The sequence below is a fragment of the Tildeniella sp. genome (assembly GCF_059505325.1).
In genome coordinates this window covers 106,033-122,697 of the sequence record NZ_JCACKI010000073.1, presented here as the reverse complement: position 1 = coordinate 122,697, position 16,665 = coordinate 106,033, and the positions used below count along the sequence as shown (strand labels likewise).

The 16,665-nt window shown below is 51.0% G+C and carries 15 protein-coding genes and 1 tRNA gene; 9 read left to right on the top strand and 7 right to left on the bottom strand.

The window, feature by feature from the left end; all coding sequences use genetic code 11:
- Nucleotides 1-69: 69 nt before the first annotated feature.
- Nucleotides 70-903, bottom strand: a complete 834-nt coding sequence (locus AC5JO6_RS26560) for a 2OG-Fe(II) oxygenase (protein ID WP_496084051.1) — start codon at nucleotides 901-903, stop codon at nucleotides 70-72.
- Nucleotides 904-2,107: 1,204 nt separating this feature from the next.
- Between AC5JO6_RS26560 and AC5JO6_RS26555 the strand changes: the two genes are divergently transcribed.
- Nucleotides 2,108-3,217 carry a tetratricopeptide repeat protein gene (locus AC5JO6_RS26555; RefSeq protein WP_496084050.1) on the top strand — a complete coding sequence of 370 codons (1,110 nt, stop codon included), beginning with the start codon at nucleotides 2,108-2,110 and terminating at the stop codon, nucleotides 3,215-3,217.
- Between the two features lie 73 nt (nucleotides 3,218-3,290).
- On the opposite strand, the gene ispD is transcribed toward AC5JO6_RS26555, so the two are convergent.
- On the bottom strand, nucleotides 3,291-3,977 hold the full coding sequence (gene ispD / locus AC5JO6_RS26550; protein WP_496084049.1) for a 2-C-methyl-D-erythritol 4-phosphate cytidylyltransferase: 687 nt from the start codon (nucleotides 3,975-3,977) through the stop codon (nucleotides 3,291-3,293).
- Nucleotides 3,978-4,325: 348 nt separating this feature from the next.
- Between ispD and AC5JO6_RS26545 the strand changes: the two genes are divergently transcribed.
- Nucleotides 4,326-5,288, top strand: coding sequence for a glycosyltransferase family 9 protein (locus tag AC5JO6_RS26545; protein ID WP_496084048.1), 963 nt, complete (start codon nucleotides 4,326-4,328; stop codon nucleotides 5,286-5,288).
- Nucleotides 5,289-5,291: 3 nt separating this feature from the next.
- Nucleotides 5,292-5,870, top strand: a complete 579-nt coding sequence (locus AC5JO6_RS26540; RefSeq protein WP_496084047.1) for a D-glycero-alpha-D-manno-heptose-1,7-bisphosphate 7-phosphatase — start codon at nucleotides 5,292-5,294, stop codon at nucleotides 5,868-5,870.
- A gap of 391 nt (nucleotides 5,871-6,261) precedes the next feature.
- Here AC5JO6_RS26540 and AC5JO6_RS26535 read toward each other — a convergent pair whose 3' ends face one another.
- Nucleotides 6,262-6,771 carry a CRR6 family NdhI maturation factor gene (locus tag AC5JO6_RS26535; RefSeq protein WP_496084046.1) on the bottom strand — a complete coding sequence of 170 codons (510 nt, stop codon included), beginning with the start codon at nucleotides 6,769-6,771 and terminating at the stop codon, nucleotides 6,262-6,264.
- A gap of 232 nt (nucleotides 6,772-7,003) precedes the next feature.
- Here AC5JO6_RS26535 and AC5JO6_RS26530 point away from each other — a divergent pair, with 232 nt between their 5' ends.
- Both AC5JO6_RS26530 and AC5JO6_RS26525 read left to right on the top strand, forming a co-directional pair.
- Entirely contained in the window at nucleotides 7,004-9,190 is a 2,187-nt protein-coding gene (locus AC5JO6_RS26530; protein WP_496084045.1) for a lytic transglycosylase domain-containing protein, read from the top strand.
- Nucleotides 9,191-9,351: 161 nt separating this feature from the next.
- Nucleotides 9,352-9,507 carry a hypothetical protein gene (locus AC5JO6_RS26525; protein WP_496084044.1) on the top strand — a complete coding sequence of 52 codons (156 nt, stop codon included), beginning with the start codon at nucleotides 9,352-9,354 and terminating at the stop codon, nucleotides 9,505-9,507.
- A 21-nt stretch (nucleotides 9,508-9,528) separates the two neighbouring features.
- On the opposite strand, the gene AC5JO6_RS26520 is transcribed toward AC5JO6_RS26525, so the two are convergent.
- The 3 genes from AC5JO6_RS26520 to AC5JO6_RS26510 all read right to left on the bottom strand — a co-directional run bounded on the left by AC5JO6_RS26520 (nucleotide 9,529) and on the right by AC5JO6_RS26510 (nucleotide 11,901).
- Nucleotides 9,529-10,140 (bottom strand): gamma-glutamylcyclotransferase family protein, encoded by a 612-nt coding sequence (locus AC5JO6_RS26520; protein ID WP_496084043.1) that lies wholly within the window; start codon nucleotides 10,138-10,140, stop codon nucleotides 9,529-9,531.
- A gap of 483 nt (nucleotides 10,141-10,623) precedes the next feature.
- The gene (locus tag AC5JO6_RS26515) at nucleotides 10,624-11,091 is read right to left on the bottom strand and encodes a DUF8738 domain-containing protein (protein ID WP_496084042.1); all 468 of its coding nucleotides are present in this window, start codon (nucleotides 11,089-11,091) and stop codon (nucleotides 10,624-10,626) included.
- Between the two features lie 54 nt (nucleotides 11,092-11,145).
- Complete coding sequence (locus tag AC5JO6_RS26510) at nucleotides 11,146-11,901, bottom strand: PIN domain-containing protein (RefSeq protein ID WP_496084041.1); 756 nt, start codon at nucleotides 11,899-11,901, stop codon at nucleotides 11,146-11,148.
- Nucleotides 11,902-12,065: 164 nt separating this feature from the next.
- Here AC5JO6_RS26510 and AC5JO6_RS26505 point away from each other — a divergent pair, with 164 nt between their 5' ends.
- The 4 genes from AC5JO6_RS26505 (at nucleotide 12,066) to AC5JO6_RS26490 (ending at nucleotide 16,523) form a co-directional block, all read left to right on the top strand.
- Nucleotides 12,066-12,386 carry a hypothetical protein gene (locus AC5JO6_RS26505; protein WP_496084040.1) on the top strand — a complete coding sequence of 107 codons (321 nt, stop codon included), beginning with the start codon at nucleotides 12,066-12,068 and terminating at the stop codon, nucleotides 12,384-12,386.
- A gap of 216 nt (nucleotides 12,387-12,602) precedes the next feature.
- The gene (locus AC5JO6_RS26500) at nucleotides 12,603-14,330 is read left to right on the top strand and encodes a succinate dehydrogenase/fumarate reductase flavoprotein subunit (protein WP_496084039.1); all 1,728 of its coding nucleotides are present in this window, start codon (nucleotides 12,603-12,605) and stop codon (nucleotides 14,328-14,330) included.
- Nucleotides 14,331-14,380: 50 nt separating this feature from the next.
- Entirely contained in the window at nucleotides 14,381-15,916 is a 1,536-nt protein-coding gene (locus AC5JO6_RS26495; RefSeq protein WP_496084135.1) for a gamma-glutamyltransferase family protein, read from the top strand.
- Between the two features lie 268 nt (nucleotides 15,917-16,184).
- Entirely contained in the window at nucleotides 16,185-16,523 is a 339-nt protein-coding gene (locus AC5JO6_RS26490) for a DUF952 domain-containing protein (RefSeq protein ID WP_496084038.1), read from the top strand.
- A gap of 45 nt (nucleotides 16,524-16,568) precedes the next feature.
- Here the strand turns inward: AC5JO6_RS26490 and AC5JO6_RS26485 are convergent.
- A tRNA-Phe gene (locus AC5JO6_RS26485) sits at nucleotides 16,569-16,657 on the bottom strand.
- Between the last annotated feature and the right edge of the window lie 8 nt (nucleotides 16,658-16,665).

The window sequence follows — 16,665 nt, the reverse complement described above, 5'->3', positions numbered from 1 at the left end:
CGCTTCTCGCTCCTTACCAGTCGGAAGCGTAATCTTAAGCGTCTTTCGCTAAGAGCAATCGCTCGCTAATCACTTGTTTCTCAAAGCATCGCGAGCATCAACTAAAATTGGTGGAATGAATTTCTTCAGGACATCTCTTACAGTTGTGCGTGGTGTTTCTGCCAACTGAAAGCTGTCTTGAGGGCGAGTTTGAAAAATAGTCGTGTGTGGAGTACCTAGAGTCTCCTCAGCGGGACGTCCATTGGTGTAGTAATAGAGTGCTAACGACTTTCTCGTTCTGTCTTCTGGGCAGGTCAGTGGCTCAGGGTGACCATGATAAGAAAAATCAGTTGTGCTAAAGACAACACAGCGATTGAAGATGGGAAGAATTTTCTTTTCACACTGAGTCATGTTTTGATCCCACAGCTCAAGATGTCCTCCGTACTCCTCCTTCCAATCTTGATTGAGGTAGAGCAGAAAATTTAGGCGGCGATCGAGACGCAATTTTTTGTGCTTGTTAAAGTCTACGTGCATCTTCAAAAAGCCACCCCGCTCTATTTGGTGAAGTCCACCACCTTCAAAATGAGGATCTGGAAGAATCCCATCAATGCCCGTTAATATCTCCAAGAAAGTGATAAATGTGGAGGAATTGAGACTATAGAGCAGGAGGCGTGTTGCGTCTCCCATCTGATGTTCGTGTTTTGAAGCAAGCTTTTTTTCAGCAGGTGTTTGAAAGGCTTGCCAGTCGATTTGACCTGGCTTGGGAAACTCCTTTAAAACCTCTTCCAAGACCGATTCGGGCAAAAAATTATCAATCACAATGTGAGGAAATGGTTTAGCCGCGGCATAGGCTTCTCGATACTGAGCCGCTAAGGTTTTCAGGTAGTCTACATCAAGACGAAACATAGGAAGGGTTGCGTTCATAACATTCTCTAGCGAAATTTCCTCAAGACAAGAACTAATCTCACTGTACTAGGGCATTTGAAAGCGTTGACAGTTGATGAAACCATTAGACTGAAGCGTACTGTAGCCAGAAACTTTACAAATATTCTGCGAACATTGCCTCATCTTTCTAGTTATGGGATAAACATTTTTATAAACAGCTTCTGCTTTGAGACGGGATGGGAGGAAGTCAATAGGACGTGGTTTGACGACCTAAAAATAGCTTGAGCCAGACAACTAATGACTTCCCTTTAGCCAGTTTTTACAAGCTTCTTGCTGAGATACGTTGCCTGTTTTTGAGCTATTAATCTCAAGGAGCAAAGTTTTAAGGGGCAAAGTGAAACGTGTAAAATGCAAGCAACATTCGCTTTTGAGTGGGTTCTTGAATGGATGCTTTATTTTGTCGAAATCATCGCTCATAGAATGAAAAAATGTGACTATTCACCACGCCGTTCTAAAGTATTTCAACGAGCGTTGTAGTCTTGTTTCTAAGATAGGAAATAACATCACCTGATTTTTCGCTGAGACAATTAATTGAAATTGACACCATCACCAAGAACTAACGCCTAATTAAATCGACTCACTGCTACTGATACGCCTGTTTAAGGCGCTACGCTTTTCACTCATAGCCCTTCAGAAAAAGTGACTACATTTGAGGCATGGTCGAGGGGTTTGATCTCGCTTTTTTGGATCAGAGCTAAGAATCTCACCGTTAGTAGCCTATCGTAACTGCTGTATTAGGCAGTGGCAATCTTCAGCTCTTTTACTCAAAATTTACCGTCAGTCTGGCAATGGGTCGTTCCAGATCTATCAAGTGGCAGGGTGCGACAGCAAAACGAGGCACCTTGTAAGATGGCGCGGGTTGGGATTTTCCACTTTGTTACAGCCGTTTTCCAGGAGTTGCTCTGGGCTGGCAAGTCAGTTCAGGTTTCATCTGTACTCATAAAGAGGATGTAAAGATCGGAGCTATCTTTAGCATTCCCCATTACTTCTAGAGACGCTCAGAACCAAGCTCAACAAAATTCAAGCAGGCAAGTTGGTGTCAAGTGGAGTTGGGCAGCGTAGGAATATCAGCGCTAGATTTGGCATGACAACGACAAACTTTGAGTGTAGGGTTCCCAACAAGAAGCCTTTCCTGTAATCTGATTTGTCTGTCACTAAGCAACTGTGTTCGTCTAAAAAGCGTATGTCAAAAAAAACGATCGTGCGTAATCAAACTTCCATCGTTGTGAGTCTGGTGCTGCTGCTGGGGTTGACCATGCCACAGGTTGTGGGAGCGCAGCCGTTCCGTAAGATAGCTGGTGACGATAAGGTGACGGCGTTGCTTAAGGAGGGGCGTAAGCTTGTTGATGCTGGCAATCTTCCGGATGCAATCGCGATTTATCAACAAGCAGCAGAGCTAGATGCTCAGAACCCGCGCATCTTTTCAGGTATTGGGTTTTTGCAAGCTAACCAGGGAAAGTTTCGTGAAGCGATCGCATCTTATCAACAGGCACTTGCCCTTGACCCTAAAAATGCTGACTTTTATTACGCTGTGGGCTTTAGCGAGGCGAACCTGGGCAACAATGAGGCGGCGATCGCGGCGTACCGTCAGGCAACGCTCTTTAACCCTCGCCACATGAATGCTCAAATTGCTCTAGGCGTAGTGCTGACTCGTGAGAAAAACTATAGTGAGGCGCTGCGAGTGAGTCAGCGGGCGATCGCGTTAGAGCCTCGTAATTACAGACCCTACGAACTCATGGGGAATTTGTTTCTGCAACAAGAACGTCCTCAAGATGCCATCAAGCCCCTGTTGAGTGCTGCCCGACTTGCCCCCAAGAAAGGCAGCATTCAAGTTAGCCTGGGCACCGCTTTACTTGACCAGGGCAACCTGGAACGAGGACTGGCAGCCTTTCAACGAGCTGGGCAGTTTGAGCCGCGCAACCCGGCACTTCAGTTGCAAATCGGCAGAATTCTACAAGCGAAAGGACAGTACGATCGCGCCCTCAAAGCATATCAGCGGGCACTGTTCCTCAAATCAGACCTGGTTGAAGCGCAAGGCGCGATCGGTGATATCTACATGGAAAAGCAAGACTATCTTTCTGCCATCATTGCCTATCGCCAGTACGCTGCTACAGCACCGCAAAACCCCGATGCTTACTATAAGCTCGGCAAGGCGCTTAAAGGGCGCGAACGTAGAGACGAGGCAATTACCTCGCTGGAGCAAGCCAAGCGTCTGTATCAAGATCAGGGCAAAACGGATACCGCTAGAGAGGTCGATCGCTTATTGAACGAGCTGAAGCAAGAAAAAAGATGATCTTGATGATCTTAACGGTGCAGCCTTCGTTGAAAGCGCGGCACTTGAGTCTCTGAGGTGGAAACGTCGTGCATCATCCTCCTCGTTGGCGGAGGATGAAGTCTGCGATCGCTAGATCCATCGGCGTTGTCACCTTCAAATTACTTTCCTCACCCTGCGCGATTTTGACAGGCAACCCGCATTGCTCAAAGAGTGCTGCATCATCAGTGACTTCCCAGCCCTGACGCACGCCTTCCTTGTGGCAGTGAATCAGTTGCTCTACGGCAAAGCCCTGGGGTGTTTGGGCAGCCCAGAGGTGGCGGCGATCGGGCGTATTCGTAATCAGTTGTGTGGTGGGTTCTACGATCTTGATGGTGTCTTTGACAGGAATGGCAGCAATGAGACCTGGGCAGTGAAGAATTTCAGCGGCACAGCGATCGATTAACGTGGGAGTTACTAAGCAGCGCGCACCGTCGTGAATCAGCACGCGCTCTGCCACTGCTGGTAACGCCTGCAAGCCTTTGTAGACTGATTCCTGCCGTGTCACACCACCGGGGATAAAGTGAACGCATTTTGTCATACCCAGACTGATCACGATCTCCTTAAAGTCAGGGAAATCGTCTGGCTGACCGATGATACCGATCCAGCGTAGCGATCGCGATGCCTTAACAGCGGCAAGCGTCCAGCTAAGGAGGGGCTTGTCTAACAAAGGTAACAGCAGCTTGTTACGGCTACTGCCCATACGACGACCTGATCCAGCAGCAGGAATCAAGAGATACACGGCAGTCCTCTCATAGTTATGGTTCACCAGCAGCGACGTTTGACGATCGTTTCAGGAACATAAGCTTTCAGGAACACGGACGAACGATGGTAACCTTACAGGGATGCGTGGAGTCACAGGTAGGTTTGCAACCTTGCTTAATGCAGTCTGGCAACAAGGGCATTGAGCGTCAAATCAGGTGGTTTCCCATCCTGACCGTTGACACGTTAAATGCCCGTATCAGAGTTAGTGTTTTCCAAGCCTGCACTGAGCCGCGTTCCAAATTATGGGCGTATGGTGACGTGCAAGACGCAAAACTTTCCTGTCTCTTCACTTAAAATTAAAAGCGAATTAGCGTAAAGAATTATTATGCGAATCGTAGCCCTTGTCCCTGGCGGAATTGGCGATCAAATTCTATTCTTCCCCACCCTGGACGATCTGAAGCGAACCTATCCAAACGCCCAAATCGATGTGGTGGTTGAACCCAGAGCAAAAGATGCTTATCGGGTTTCTAAGTCGGTGCACAGCACGATTCTGTTTGATTTCAAAGGACGCAACAGTTTGGCAGATTTAGGGAACCTGCTAGGAGCCATTCGTGAGCGGGAGTACGACATTGCGCTCTCTTTGGGGCAACGTTGGACGGTAGGCTTTTTGTTGTGGTTAACGGGTATACCTAACCGAATTGGCTATGCGGGCAGCGCTGGTGAGTTGTTTCTGACCAACGCAGTGCCTTTAAAGCAAAATCAGTACGCGGCTCAGATGTATCACGATCTGCTCCAAGGACTAGAGATTCACACGCCCTGCCCTGAACTGGCACTGAGTGTCCCTGCAAAAGATCTCGACTGGGCAGAGGGTGAACGGCAGCGGTTGGGGGTTCAGAATAGCGGCTATGTGCTGATTCACGGTGGTTCTAGCGAACTTGCTAAGACCAAGGGGATCGATAAAATCTACCCCGTTTCAAACTGGAAGGGTATTATCCAAGACTTTGAGCACCGACAGCCTGAGTTGTCGATCGTGCTAGTTAAAGGACCGGAAGACACAGCCTTTGTAGAAGCGCTGCTAGAAGCCAGCCCCAAGCTCAAAGTGACGACACCTGCAGACGTGGGCAAACTTGCAGCAATGATTGCGGCTGCAAACCTGATGCTGTGTACCGACAGCGCCCCAATGCACCTGGCAGTTGCAGTGAAAACTTATACGCTGGCGCTGTTTGGTCCGACCGATCCCCAAAAGCTGCTGCCTGAGGGCAAGCGTTTTATTGGCATCAAATCGCTGACGGGTCGGATGGCAGATATTTCGCCGCAGACGGTGTTAGAGAAAATTTGGAGCAGTTAGCGTGTGACCAGACGAGCCGTTTTTCTCGATCGCGATGGCGTTCTCAACCAGGAAGTGGGCTATATCCATCGGGTTACCGATTTAAATTTGCTCCCCGGCGTTGCCCAAGCGGTCAAACAATTGAACCAGGCAGGGATTTTTTGCTGCTTAGTCTCTAATCAGTCTGGTCCTGCCAGAGGTTACTATCCTGCCAGCCATGTGGAGGCGTTACACGATCGTCTCTGCCAATTGCTCAAAGCTGGAGCAGACGCACATCTGGATGCGCTGTATTACTGTCCCTACCTGAGTGCGCCTGAAGGGGGTACTGAGCCAGCCTATACACGCTGGAGTACTTGGCGTAAGCCCAACACAGGTATGCTGGTTGCGGCTGCCTGGGAGCATGATCTAGCCCTTAACAAAAGCTTTATGGTGGGTGATAAAGCAACGGATGTTGACATGGCGCATAACGCAGGATGCCTGGGCATTCTTGTACAGACGGGCTTTGGCGATCGCGTCCTCGGCGGCAAGTATCAGCATCACACCAAGCCCGACTTCGTCGCGCCCGACTTATCCACAGCGGCAGGTTGGATTTTGCAACAGTAGATCACAAATGCGTACTCAATGCGGAAGATCAGGAAGCTTGCTGTAGTACTACAGTAGTAGAATAGTTGTTGTAGATACATTCTAAAGTTTTCTGAAATTGCCTTCAGGTCAAGCTTTGAGCAACTTCCTTAAAAATGCCCCTGCTGGGGGACTGCTAATTTTTTGACCTTTAGCATATTGTCAATATATTCTTTGAGATTCGTTACAAACCGTCAGGAGAATTGTCATATGCCTCTCATCGCTGGGATCGTTTTCTTCGCAGGCTACGCCGTGATTTGTGCACTTTTTGTCAATCGCGTTCGTTAAGCCTCAGCAAAGCGTTTTGCTGGTCGATCGCCCTCGATCGCTACAGTCCGTACCTTACCAGCCTAAGAAACGCTATACCAGCTACTTATAACAGTTCAAAAAAAGCGTCATCAATTTCGTACCCAAACATTTGGGTCATGGCTTTGAGCCGAGATGTTCCTTCGATCCCCTGTTGCTGCATCCAGTCTCCTAGCACAAAAATTTTGTGCATTACAAAGATTTCTAGGGCTTCTGGATTGTATTGAATGCCATCTTTAGGGTGAAACTGGTGGGGCACGAGCATTGCTGTGTAGCGGGTCAATTCGCCTGCTTTCCAGTCCAGCAAAAACGGTAGCCATGGATAGATCGCATCAAGGCGAATAAACCAGAGTCGCACTTCAGGGATTTCTGGTAGCTCTCTAGGATCGTCTGCTGCCTGAGCATAATCGACTTGAAACTGAAGCTGCTGTTCGTGAGTGGTTAGCGCTCCCTGTTGCAGTAGCGCGTCGACGACTGCTTGAGCCGGAGACAAATCGAGTGTATTGATCAAGGTTGTATTGAGGGCGATCGTCATCATTGCCATGAAATCCAGAGAACAAGACAGGTCTCTGTCCATTTTCCTCTGAATTTCCAGTTCTTTAACAGAGTAAAGCGATCGCTCAGCTCGGTCGGATGAGAGTGCCTCAACTCGAACCCATCTGGAGGCAAACTGAGCCTACCTTCGGTAAAGGCAAATATTCTCTCCTCAGAACAAGCTCATCTTCCCTTCATTTGTCAAAATCAAGCGGTCACTTCTACTCAAAAATGCTAAATTCACAGGGAGATTTCACCCAATAGTGAGAGGCTTCATGCTGAAGCAACGCAAAACCCAGGTATGGTTAGGGCTGATGGCACTGGGAGCGCTGGCTGTGGGAGCTGTGATCCCAGTGATGAGATGGAGTGATCGTTGGCACGAGCCTTCACCGATCGCTGTTACTACGGCAGAGGGTGCGACCAAAAAGCAAGTGGGTGCGTTCAAGGCACTGCCGCCAGCACAGCGCACGAAAGCACTTGAGGCGATCGTCAAAGGCAAAGAATCACCAGAACGTAGCCGTGCTCGTTATCTCCTAGCGACTGAGCTGATCGAGCAAGGGCAAGGCAAAAAAGCCTTGGAGCCACTACACGGTTTAGAGAACAGCTACCCTGCGCTGGCAGCGCACGTACTGAAGCAGCGAGCGCAAGCCTACGAACAGGTGGGCGATCGTGACAACATGCAGGCAACCCGCCAACAATTACTCAAAGACTATCCCAAGAATCCAGTCGCGGCAGAAGCTCTGGTCGCCCTGGGGCGAGACAACCCGCGCTATGGGGATCAGGCGATCGCACAATTTCCGGCGCACCCCAGCACGATCGGTCTAGTGCAGCAGCGGTTGAAGCAAAACCCTAAACAACCGCAACTGCTCTTGCTGGTTGCAAAACACGCGCTTTATGCACAAAACTATACTGATGTGCTGGACGATTTGACCAGCCACTATGCGTCGCAACTGCAACCCAACGATTGGGAAGCGATCGCGTTTGGCTATTGGGAGAAACAGCTTTATGGCAAAGCCGGAGCCGCTTACGCTCGTGCGCCCTACACTCCACTCAATGCCTACCGCGTTGGACGTGGTTTTCAACTGGGTGAAAAAGGCGGTGCGATCCAGGCATATCAACGCGTGATTCAGACGTTTCCTACCGCCAGTGAGACGGCTCTGGCACTGCTGCGCCTAGCCAAACTCTCTGAACCAGTACAAGCTGTAAGCTATCTGGATCAGGTAGCCCAGCGATTTCCAGCTAAAGCAGGTGAGGCACTCTTAGAAAAAGCCAAGCTATTGGAGCAGCAGAACAGCCTCAAGTTTGCGGCAGCAGTACGCCAGATTTTGCTCACGCGCTACAGCAAATCGGATGCAGCGGCTGAACTGCGGTGGAGCCTTGCCCAAGAGCGTGGCACGGCGAATGATGCTCAAGCCGCTCGCGTCTGGGCAGAGTCTCTGATGCTGCATAATCCAAACAGCGAACAGGCTCCTGAAGCGACCTACTGGAGCGGCAAATGGGCAGAGCAGCTTGGTAGGCAGACAGAAGCAAAAACCGCCTACGAGCAAGTGTTGGCGAAGTATCCACAGTCGTATTACGCATGGCGATCGGCTTCACGTCTCGGCTGGGATGTCGGAGACTTTACCAGTGTGCGTCAGCTCAAACCAGCAGTCATTCGCCCCGCCTCTCGACCTGATCTCCCTGTTGGTTCCACCGCACTCAAAGAACTCTTTCAGTTGGGTCAAGACCGTGATGCCTGGAGGCTTTGGCAGGTAGAATTCCAAGACCCGATGCAGCCCTCAGTGGCAGAACAGTTTACCGACGGAGTGATGCGATTGAGTGTCGGCGACTATCTGGACGGTATCTTTATGGTTTCGTTCTTACAGGAACGAGAGAAGCCCGAAGAGCAGTCGCAATATCGATCGCTCAAGCAGCAAGCGTCCTACTGGCAGGCACTCTACCCATTTCCCTTTCTGGAGCCGATCGAAACCTGGTCGCAAGAGCGTCAGCTTAATCCGCTACTGGTTACCGCACTCATTCGACAAGAATCACGGTTTATGCCGGGTATTCGCTCAAGTGTGGGTGCCACTGGCTTAATGCAGGTCATGCCCGATACAGGGGCGTGGATTGCCAAGCAGATTAAGCTGAAGACCTATCAACTGAATGATCCCGACGATAATATTAAGTTGGGCACCTGGTATCTGGACTATACGCATCAGGAATACAGCGGGAATTCGATGTTGGCGATCGCCAGCTATAACGCGGGTCCCGGAGCGGTTGGGGGTTGGGTTGCAAAAGCTGGGCAGCAAGACCCCGATGTTTTTGTCGAGAACATCCCGTATGCTGAAACTAAAGGCTACGTCAAATCAGTCTTTGAAAACTACTGGAACTATTTGCGCCTTTATAACCCAGACGTTTCTCAGAAGTTGACGCAGTTGCAAGGAAATCCCGCTAAACTGACTGTCGCAACACCTGATTCGTGAGGTGTACCATGACTGAACAGTTGCCGTCTCAGTCGAATCATTGTCGGCTCAGGCTAGCCTTGATAAACAAGGGTGTGCCTGCCTCCATAGACCTAGTTCTACAGGCAGATGGCGTTTGCTAAGGAGTTCCATAGACTAGTAAAAAGTTTTGGGAGAGAGCTATGGACGACTTTAAACTGTCGATCGTGATGTTTCTGATTAAGAGCGGCTTCGCTCTCGGTCAAGATTTTTCGATGGATGCCAATGGTGACCTAATTATTGGTAGTCCAGACACATTTTCCGCGCTCTCAGAGTTCATGGATTCTACATGCTCTTAGCTGAGCGCTTTAAAGGTTGGATCAGGCTGACCTTAGCGTTTGATTCTGCCAATGCTGACTCTGGCAGTGACGTTGTTGTAGCTGGTGCATGTGGTCAAATAACTGCCAGCAATATTGCTCTGGTAGCCCACAGGTCACCGCGCCACGTAGCACGACGTTGAAGTACCAGTCGTTTGGAGCCAGCTCTTCATCCAGCTTATCAACCACGACATAAGTGCGGACGTTGGTATAGAGCCGATTCTGAAATTGAATCTTTACTGTTTCACGACGGTACCCCCCAGTAGGAACCTCTTCACGTTCGTCGAGGCGATCGCTTAAGCGCCAGGGCAGCGTGTACAGAACGCCTTCTACAACCGAGACTGGATCGCTGACTACATCCAGTACGCCACAGTTGCGATGAGCGGAGCGACGGTAAAAGCCTAGTCTGTAACCCTCAAGCGTTGCAGGTCCAATCACAAAAGGATGCGTACTTTCGCCCAACGTGCGCTTTAAGTCAACAGGGCACATGCAAGAGCCATACGCAAAATAGTAAAACGTAGGCTCAGCCGATCGTGCCTGCCCTTGCTGCAAAGGTGATTGGTGGGTTAACAGCTTAGCGTGTGGCTCAGTGCCAGCATTAAAGAGGTTTGCCATACAGTAAGGGGAGTGAAACTTAAACCTTGCAGATTGTCAGATGCTTTAAAGTAACGCATTCCGACGTAAGAACTGTAGTTTTCCTTCAGGTTGTCAGCTAAGCGCGAATAAGAGTAGTCTCTCGCGTTTCTTGACTCTTGCTTCTTTTATAGCTAGAGCTTAATGCAAGCACTTGCCAAAGACGGTGTAATGGAATTCTCTTTACCGAGACTTCAGGAATTACACGGTTATCGTGAGTCGTTTGATAAAGATAGGAATCACGCAAACCTTGGAGGTTTTAACCAGCAATTGAGCATTGCCGCCTATATTGTCGCTTAGACCTCCAAGGTTTCGGTCAAACCTGTAAGCCCGAAAGATTGCTTGGGGCGATATAAGCGATTTCACTGCTTGTAGGTGAAACTGCCGTAGGTTCACATTAAAATACGACCCAGAGACAATTTCTGCGTCTGCTCACAGCCTTTTTCCATGCCCTCAAAGCGTCTGCTAGGATTCCAAGCGGTAAACGCGTCCTTGTTGGTCGGTTCGACAGATCCAGCGTTGGCTGCCGCTAGACAAAACCACTCGCCATCCTTTGATCAGCGCTTGAGTACATATTTCACTCGATCGAGCTAAGCCGAAGCAGCCATCCGTCCAAGTCTTTGGAACTGCTTCTACAACCTTTAGTTTTGCCGCCGGAATGCGAGTTTGTTTGCTTAGCGCTTGGCGCAGACGGTTAACAACGCTGGGAGGCACTTGAACGGTGGCAGCAGCATTGCTGCTTGCGATCACGCTCTGATTGCTGCTCAATATAACTCTGGGTGGCAGGCTTCGAGCCGCAGCGCTGAGCGGCAGTAACACCGTTGCGCCAAGGATCATACTTACCATCGCGATCGCCAAAAAGCGATTGAACCGCGTTTGTCTCTGTACCAACCTCGATCGCGGAGCAGCCCACTGTGGGTGTCGGTGTTTCATAAGACGATTAACACTGAGCGTTTGAGTTGAATGTGACAAACGTGAGAGACAAATCTAGAGAGCCTGTCCTACAAACGGAATTTGCCGCCACAGTTGGTTGAAGCTTGTGGGGTGAACGACGCGCCATATCGCTAAAACGGCGATCGCGACGATTGCCAGCGTCAGCAAATTATAAAAGATCTGCTCTGGTCGAATCGATCGCCGTGCCGGATAGTGTCCCTTGTTTTGAGCAGCCTGACTTGGCTTTGGTCGTGCTGGAGTTGCGATCGACGTTCTGTTCACGACTGGTGTAACGGCTCCTACCATTAAGCGCATGGCATGAAGTTGGTTGGCGACAACGGGCGGTTTGCGTGCTGAGCGGCTCCATTGCACCAGCACTGTCAGCGGCAACCCACACAGGTTAGGTGTATTGAGCAGCCGCAAGCGTTGAACCAAACCCTGATCATTTGCTGCTACCACCACCAGTCCTTCTGGGCGATTACGTGCCAAGCCATATGCCGCTTGAGCGGTTGCCAGTGAGAGTCTGGTTTTCTTGCTCAATGCATGCCCTTCAGTTGGTTTAAGTGCCGCGTGCTGAGCGATCGAAGTCGTGGCTTTCCACCCGCTCTCTGGAAAAAAGCGGACGAACTCTCGTGCTGTGCGCTCTTGAGCAGGTGCGATCGCATGGCTACACAATAGCTGTATTTCTTCCAGCACAGCCTTTGGAATAAAGCATTCTCCAAGCCGTGAAAATTCTTGCCAGTGCCGTATGCTACTAGCCATTACAGCGCTGAGGTCAAGCAGTATGAGAAAGGGAGGTAAAGCAGCCATAGCAGCGTTCAGGGAGCTAAATCGAGCGTTTGAGAAAATCTTGCAAAGCAGACGTGATTGAAGTATGAAGCTGCGTAACGTTCGTTTCTGAAAGATTGAGAAATGATCCGAGCGGTGTGAAGAAGCTTTACCGTATAGGTTTAGATTGCCCTGAGAGGTGAATTATGAGCAACATTTCTAGATATCGTTTAGTCTGCACCCTTTCGTTTGGTGACATTTATGGGCAGATTATTGTTTGGCTGATTGTAATTTTTCTCAGTTTGGCATCGGCTTTAGCCTTGATGGGAGCCAGTAAGCCAATCTACGCACTTGCTGTTGTTGGCTTAATTCTAGTACTAACTCTACCGTTCTTACTCTTTGCCTTCGTAACAACAATGTTAAATCACATTGAGCTGACCTCTGTTGACCCAGCTACGAGTAGTCGAAATGTTACCCCTACGTCAACGAATGCTTCTAGCCAGCGTCCGGTGCAGGCGGCAGGGTAAGGAAGTGAGGGGAGAGGTGTGAGGAGAGAGGTGTAGAAGGCAGTAGTCAAAATTGACTCAAAACTCAAAACTTCATCCCCTGCTCTCCCTGTCGCCCCCGCTCCTCTTGCCTTCTCCCCCCTCACTCCTCGCCTTTCTAAAGAAGTTCCTTGTCTTTTGGCACGGGACTTTTTATTTTGGCAGGATAGATGGAGCTAGTTCTTCGGGCGATCGCATATGTTTGAGCATGACGTGATTATTGTCGGTGGTGGTTTGGCGGGCGCGCGGGCGGCTCTGGAAATTATTCGCACTGATCCCACGCTAAATGTGGCAGTGGTGGCAAAGACGCATCCGATTCGATCGCACTCGGTCGCGGCTCAGGGTGGTATTGCTGCGTCGCTCAAAAATGTAGATTCTGCCGACAGTTGGGAGGCACACGCGTTCGATACGGTTAAAGGTGCCGATTACCTCGCCGATCAGGATGCTGTTGAACTGTTGACGCGAGAAGCGCCTGATGTGGTCATCGATCTGGAACACATGGGCGTGCTGTTTTCGCGCTTGCCAGATGGACGGATGGCTCAACGTGCCTTTGGTGGACACACCCACAACCGCACCTGTTACGCTGCCGACAAAACGGGGCATGCGATTCTACATGAACTGGTTTGCAATCTGCTGAGTCGCGGTGTCACCATTTATGACGAATGGTATGTGCTGCGGCTGATTTTGGAAGAGGGGCAGGCGAAGGGTGTGGTGATGTATCACATTGAGGATGGTCAGTTGGCGATCGTCCGTGCCAAAGCGGTCATGTTTGCCACAGGCGGCTATGGGCGAGTCTACAACACTACGTCCAACGACTATGCCTCGACGGGTGACGGACTTTCGATGACAGCGCTAGTGGGTTTACCACTGGAAGATATAGAGTTTGTGCAGTTCCACCCTACGGGGCTATATCCTGTCGGTGTGCTGATCTCTGAGGCAGTGCGGGGAGAAGGAGCGTATCTGATCAATAGCGACGGGCGGCGGTTCATGGAGGACTACGCGCCTAGCCGGATGGAATTAGCTCCTCGTGATATTACCTCCAGGGCGATCACGCGGGAAGTTCGCGCTGGACGCGGTGTGTATCCCGATGGCAGGGCAGGTGGACCGTGCGTGTATCTGGATTTGCGCCACATGGGACGAGAAAAGATCATGAGCCGTGTGCCCTTTTGCTGGGAAGAAGCGCATCGACTGGTGAATGTGGATGCCGTGACACAGCCAATGCCCATTCGACCGACGGTGCATTACTCGATGGGCGGTATTCCAGTAAACACGGATGGTCAGGTGCGTAGCAGTGCAGACGATTTGGTGGAGGGATTCTTTGCAGCGGGTGAAGCGGCGTGTGTGTCGGTGCACGGAGCAAATCGGTTAGGTAGTAATTCCCTGCTGGAATGCGTGGTGTATGGCAAACGGACGGGTGCCGCGATCGCCCACTACATCCAGAACCGTAAACTCCCTGATGTTGATGAAGCCCGCTATCTCAATGAAGCGCAAAGCCAAATTCAGGCGTTACTTGATCAGCCAGGACAGTATCGCATTGCAGAACTGCGTCAGGCGTATCAGGATTGCATGACCGAACATTGTGGTGTGTTTCGCACGGATGCAGTGATGCGTGAAGGTCTGACGCAGCTAAAAGCACTCCAGCAGCGCTATAGCGAGGTGCGGTTAGATGATAAAGGCAAGCTGTGGAATACGGAGATCACTGAAGCGCTGGAGCTACGCAATCTCATGATCGTGGGCGAGATGATCCTCACTGCTGCGTTGAACCGTCAGGAAAGCCGAGGATCTCATTCGCGGGAAGACTACCCCGATCGCGATGATACAAACTTCCTCAAGCACACGCTGACGTACTATTCTCCCGCTGGCATTGACATCAGCTATAAGCCTGTCGTCATCACACTGTTTCAACCGCAGGAGCGGAAATATTAGTGCTGGCTCAGTTAACGCACTACCCTTACGCTTCTGGGCGGCGTGTGGTGATGGGCAAACGGGGTGCCGTCGCTACCAGTCAACCACTGGCAGCACTGGCAGGGATGGAAATACTCTGGCAGGGCGGAAATGCGGTGGATGCGGCTGTAGCAACGGCGATCGCCCTTACCGTCCTCGAACCAACCTCCAACGGCATTGGTTCTGATGCCTTTGCCTTAGTCTGGGATGGCAAACTGCACGGTCTAAATGCCTCTGGTCGCAGTCCTACAGCCCTGACCACCGATCATTTTGCGGGGATGTATCGCGTCCCTGAGCAGGATTGGCTGAGTGTGACAGTGCCAGGAGCGGTTTCGGCGTGGCGATCGCTCTGGGAACGTTGGGGACGACTGCCGTTTGAGCAGTTGTTTGCACCTGCGATTCGCTATGCCGAAGAGGGCTATCCTGTCTCACCCGAAACCGCGCTGGCGTGGAGACAGGCAGAAAAAACCTACTTGCCGCTTCAGGGGGCGGAATTTCAGGCGTTTAAGCAGGTTTTCTTTCCTGGCGATCGTGCTCCTGCCGCGGGCGAAATCTGGCGCAGTCCCGCTCATGCTGAAACGCTACGGGCGATCGCGCAGAGCGGAGGCGACAGTTTTTACAACGGAGCTTTGGCAGAAAAAATCACTGCCTTTGCGGCTGCCACTGGAGGGTTACTGACTCAAGCGGATTTTGCTGCCCATCAAGCGGATTGGGTCGAGCCGATCGCCACAAACTACCGAGACGTTACCGTGTGGGAAATGCCTCCCAACGGTCAGGGCATTGCGGCACTCATGGCGCTGAATTTGCTAGAAGGCTTTGACCTCAGCCGCTATCCGCGTGAATCGCCAGAGGTCTATCACTGGCAGATCGAGGCAATGAAGCTGGCGTTTGCCGACGCGCATCGCCATGTTGCCGATGCCGATTCGATGACCTTGAAGCACCCAGAACTGTTGAGTAAGGAGTATGCGCGCGATCGTCGCCCACTCATCAGCGACACCGCGATTCCTCTCGCTGAACCAGGACTACCCAAAGGTGGCACAGTTTACCTCGCAACTTCTGACGGTGAGTTGATGGTGTCATTCATCCAGTCGAACTATATGGGCTTTGGCAGCGGCATTCTCGTTCCGGGGACGGGTATTGCACTGCATAATCGGGCAGTCGGCTTCACCCTAGAACCGGGACACCCAAATCAAATCGCGCCTAGCAAGCGACCGTTTCATACCATCATTCCTGGCTTTCTCACCCGTAAGGGGCAACCGCTGGGACCCTTTGGCGTGATGGGTGCTCACATGCAGCCCCAGGGTCACCTTCAGGTCGTGGTGAATCTAGTGGACTATGGTATGAACCCACAAACTGCACTGGATGCACCCCGCTGGCAGTTTGTACGCGATAATCTGGTGCTGCTGGAGCTGACAGTTTCGCCTGCGATCGCCACAGCCCTCGCCGATCGTGGTCATATCATCCAACCCGGCGGCTTTTTCGGTAGGGGACAACTGATTTTGAGTGCAAATGGCGTTTTGGTTGCCGCCTCAGAACCCAGAGCCGATGGGCTGGCACTGGCATGGTAGTTCCTCCAGTTGGGTGAGCCAGCTAGAGGAGGCACGATCGCCGACTGCAAACTACGCTACGAGTGGAAGAAAAACGTGCGATCGTTGCCGCTAGAGGTGTGAGATGCTAAACAAACTACTCCGAGCCGCTACTATCACTGCCTTGCTAGGCGTTCTCATGCACGAAAGTTCTGCTATCAGACCCTCTTACCTGCTGTCAAACCAGCAGCCGTTACCGCCAGCAACGCTGAAGTTGAAGTTGCTGTAACTGATGCCGTAACTAATAACAATGTTGATTTTGCACATCACGCCGCGATCGCACTGGCAAAAAGCCCAACAAACGGGCATCTATCGCGCTGACTCGCTTGAAACCGAAGGGTTTATGCACTGTTCTACCCCTACGCAAGTGGTGGCTACAGCGAATGCGTTTTTTCGTGGTCAAGCAGGTCTGGTGCTGCTGTGTATTGAGAGCGATCGTGTTCAGTCAGAAATTCGCTACGAGGCAGCGCATGGAGAGCAGTTTCCTCATGTTTACGGTGCGCTTAATCTGGATGCGGTGACGCAGACGATCGACTTTGAGCCGAATGCCGACGGCAGCTTTACCTTACCGCCAGCACTTCAAACCTAAGAATCCGAGCTTCTTCAAGAAACCCGCCTTCTTGTTCTATCTAAATGGGGGCAGAGGGACTTGAACCCTCACGACCTTGCAGTCAACGGATTTTCATTCTCCTACAGCTTTCGCTGCTGCCAACAAGCTATGCCTGCTGGTT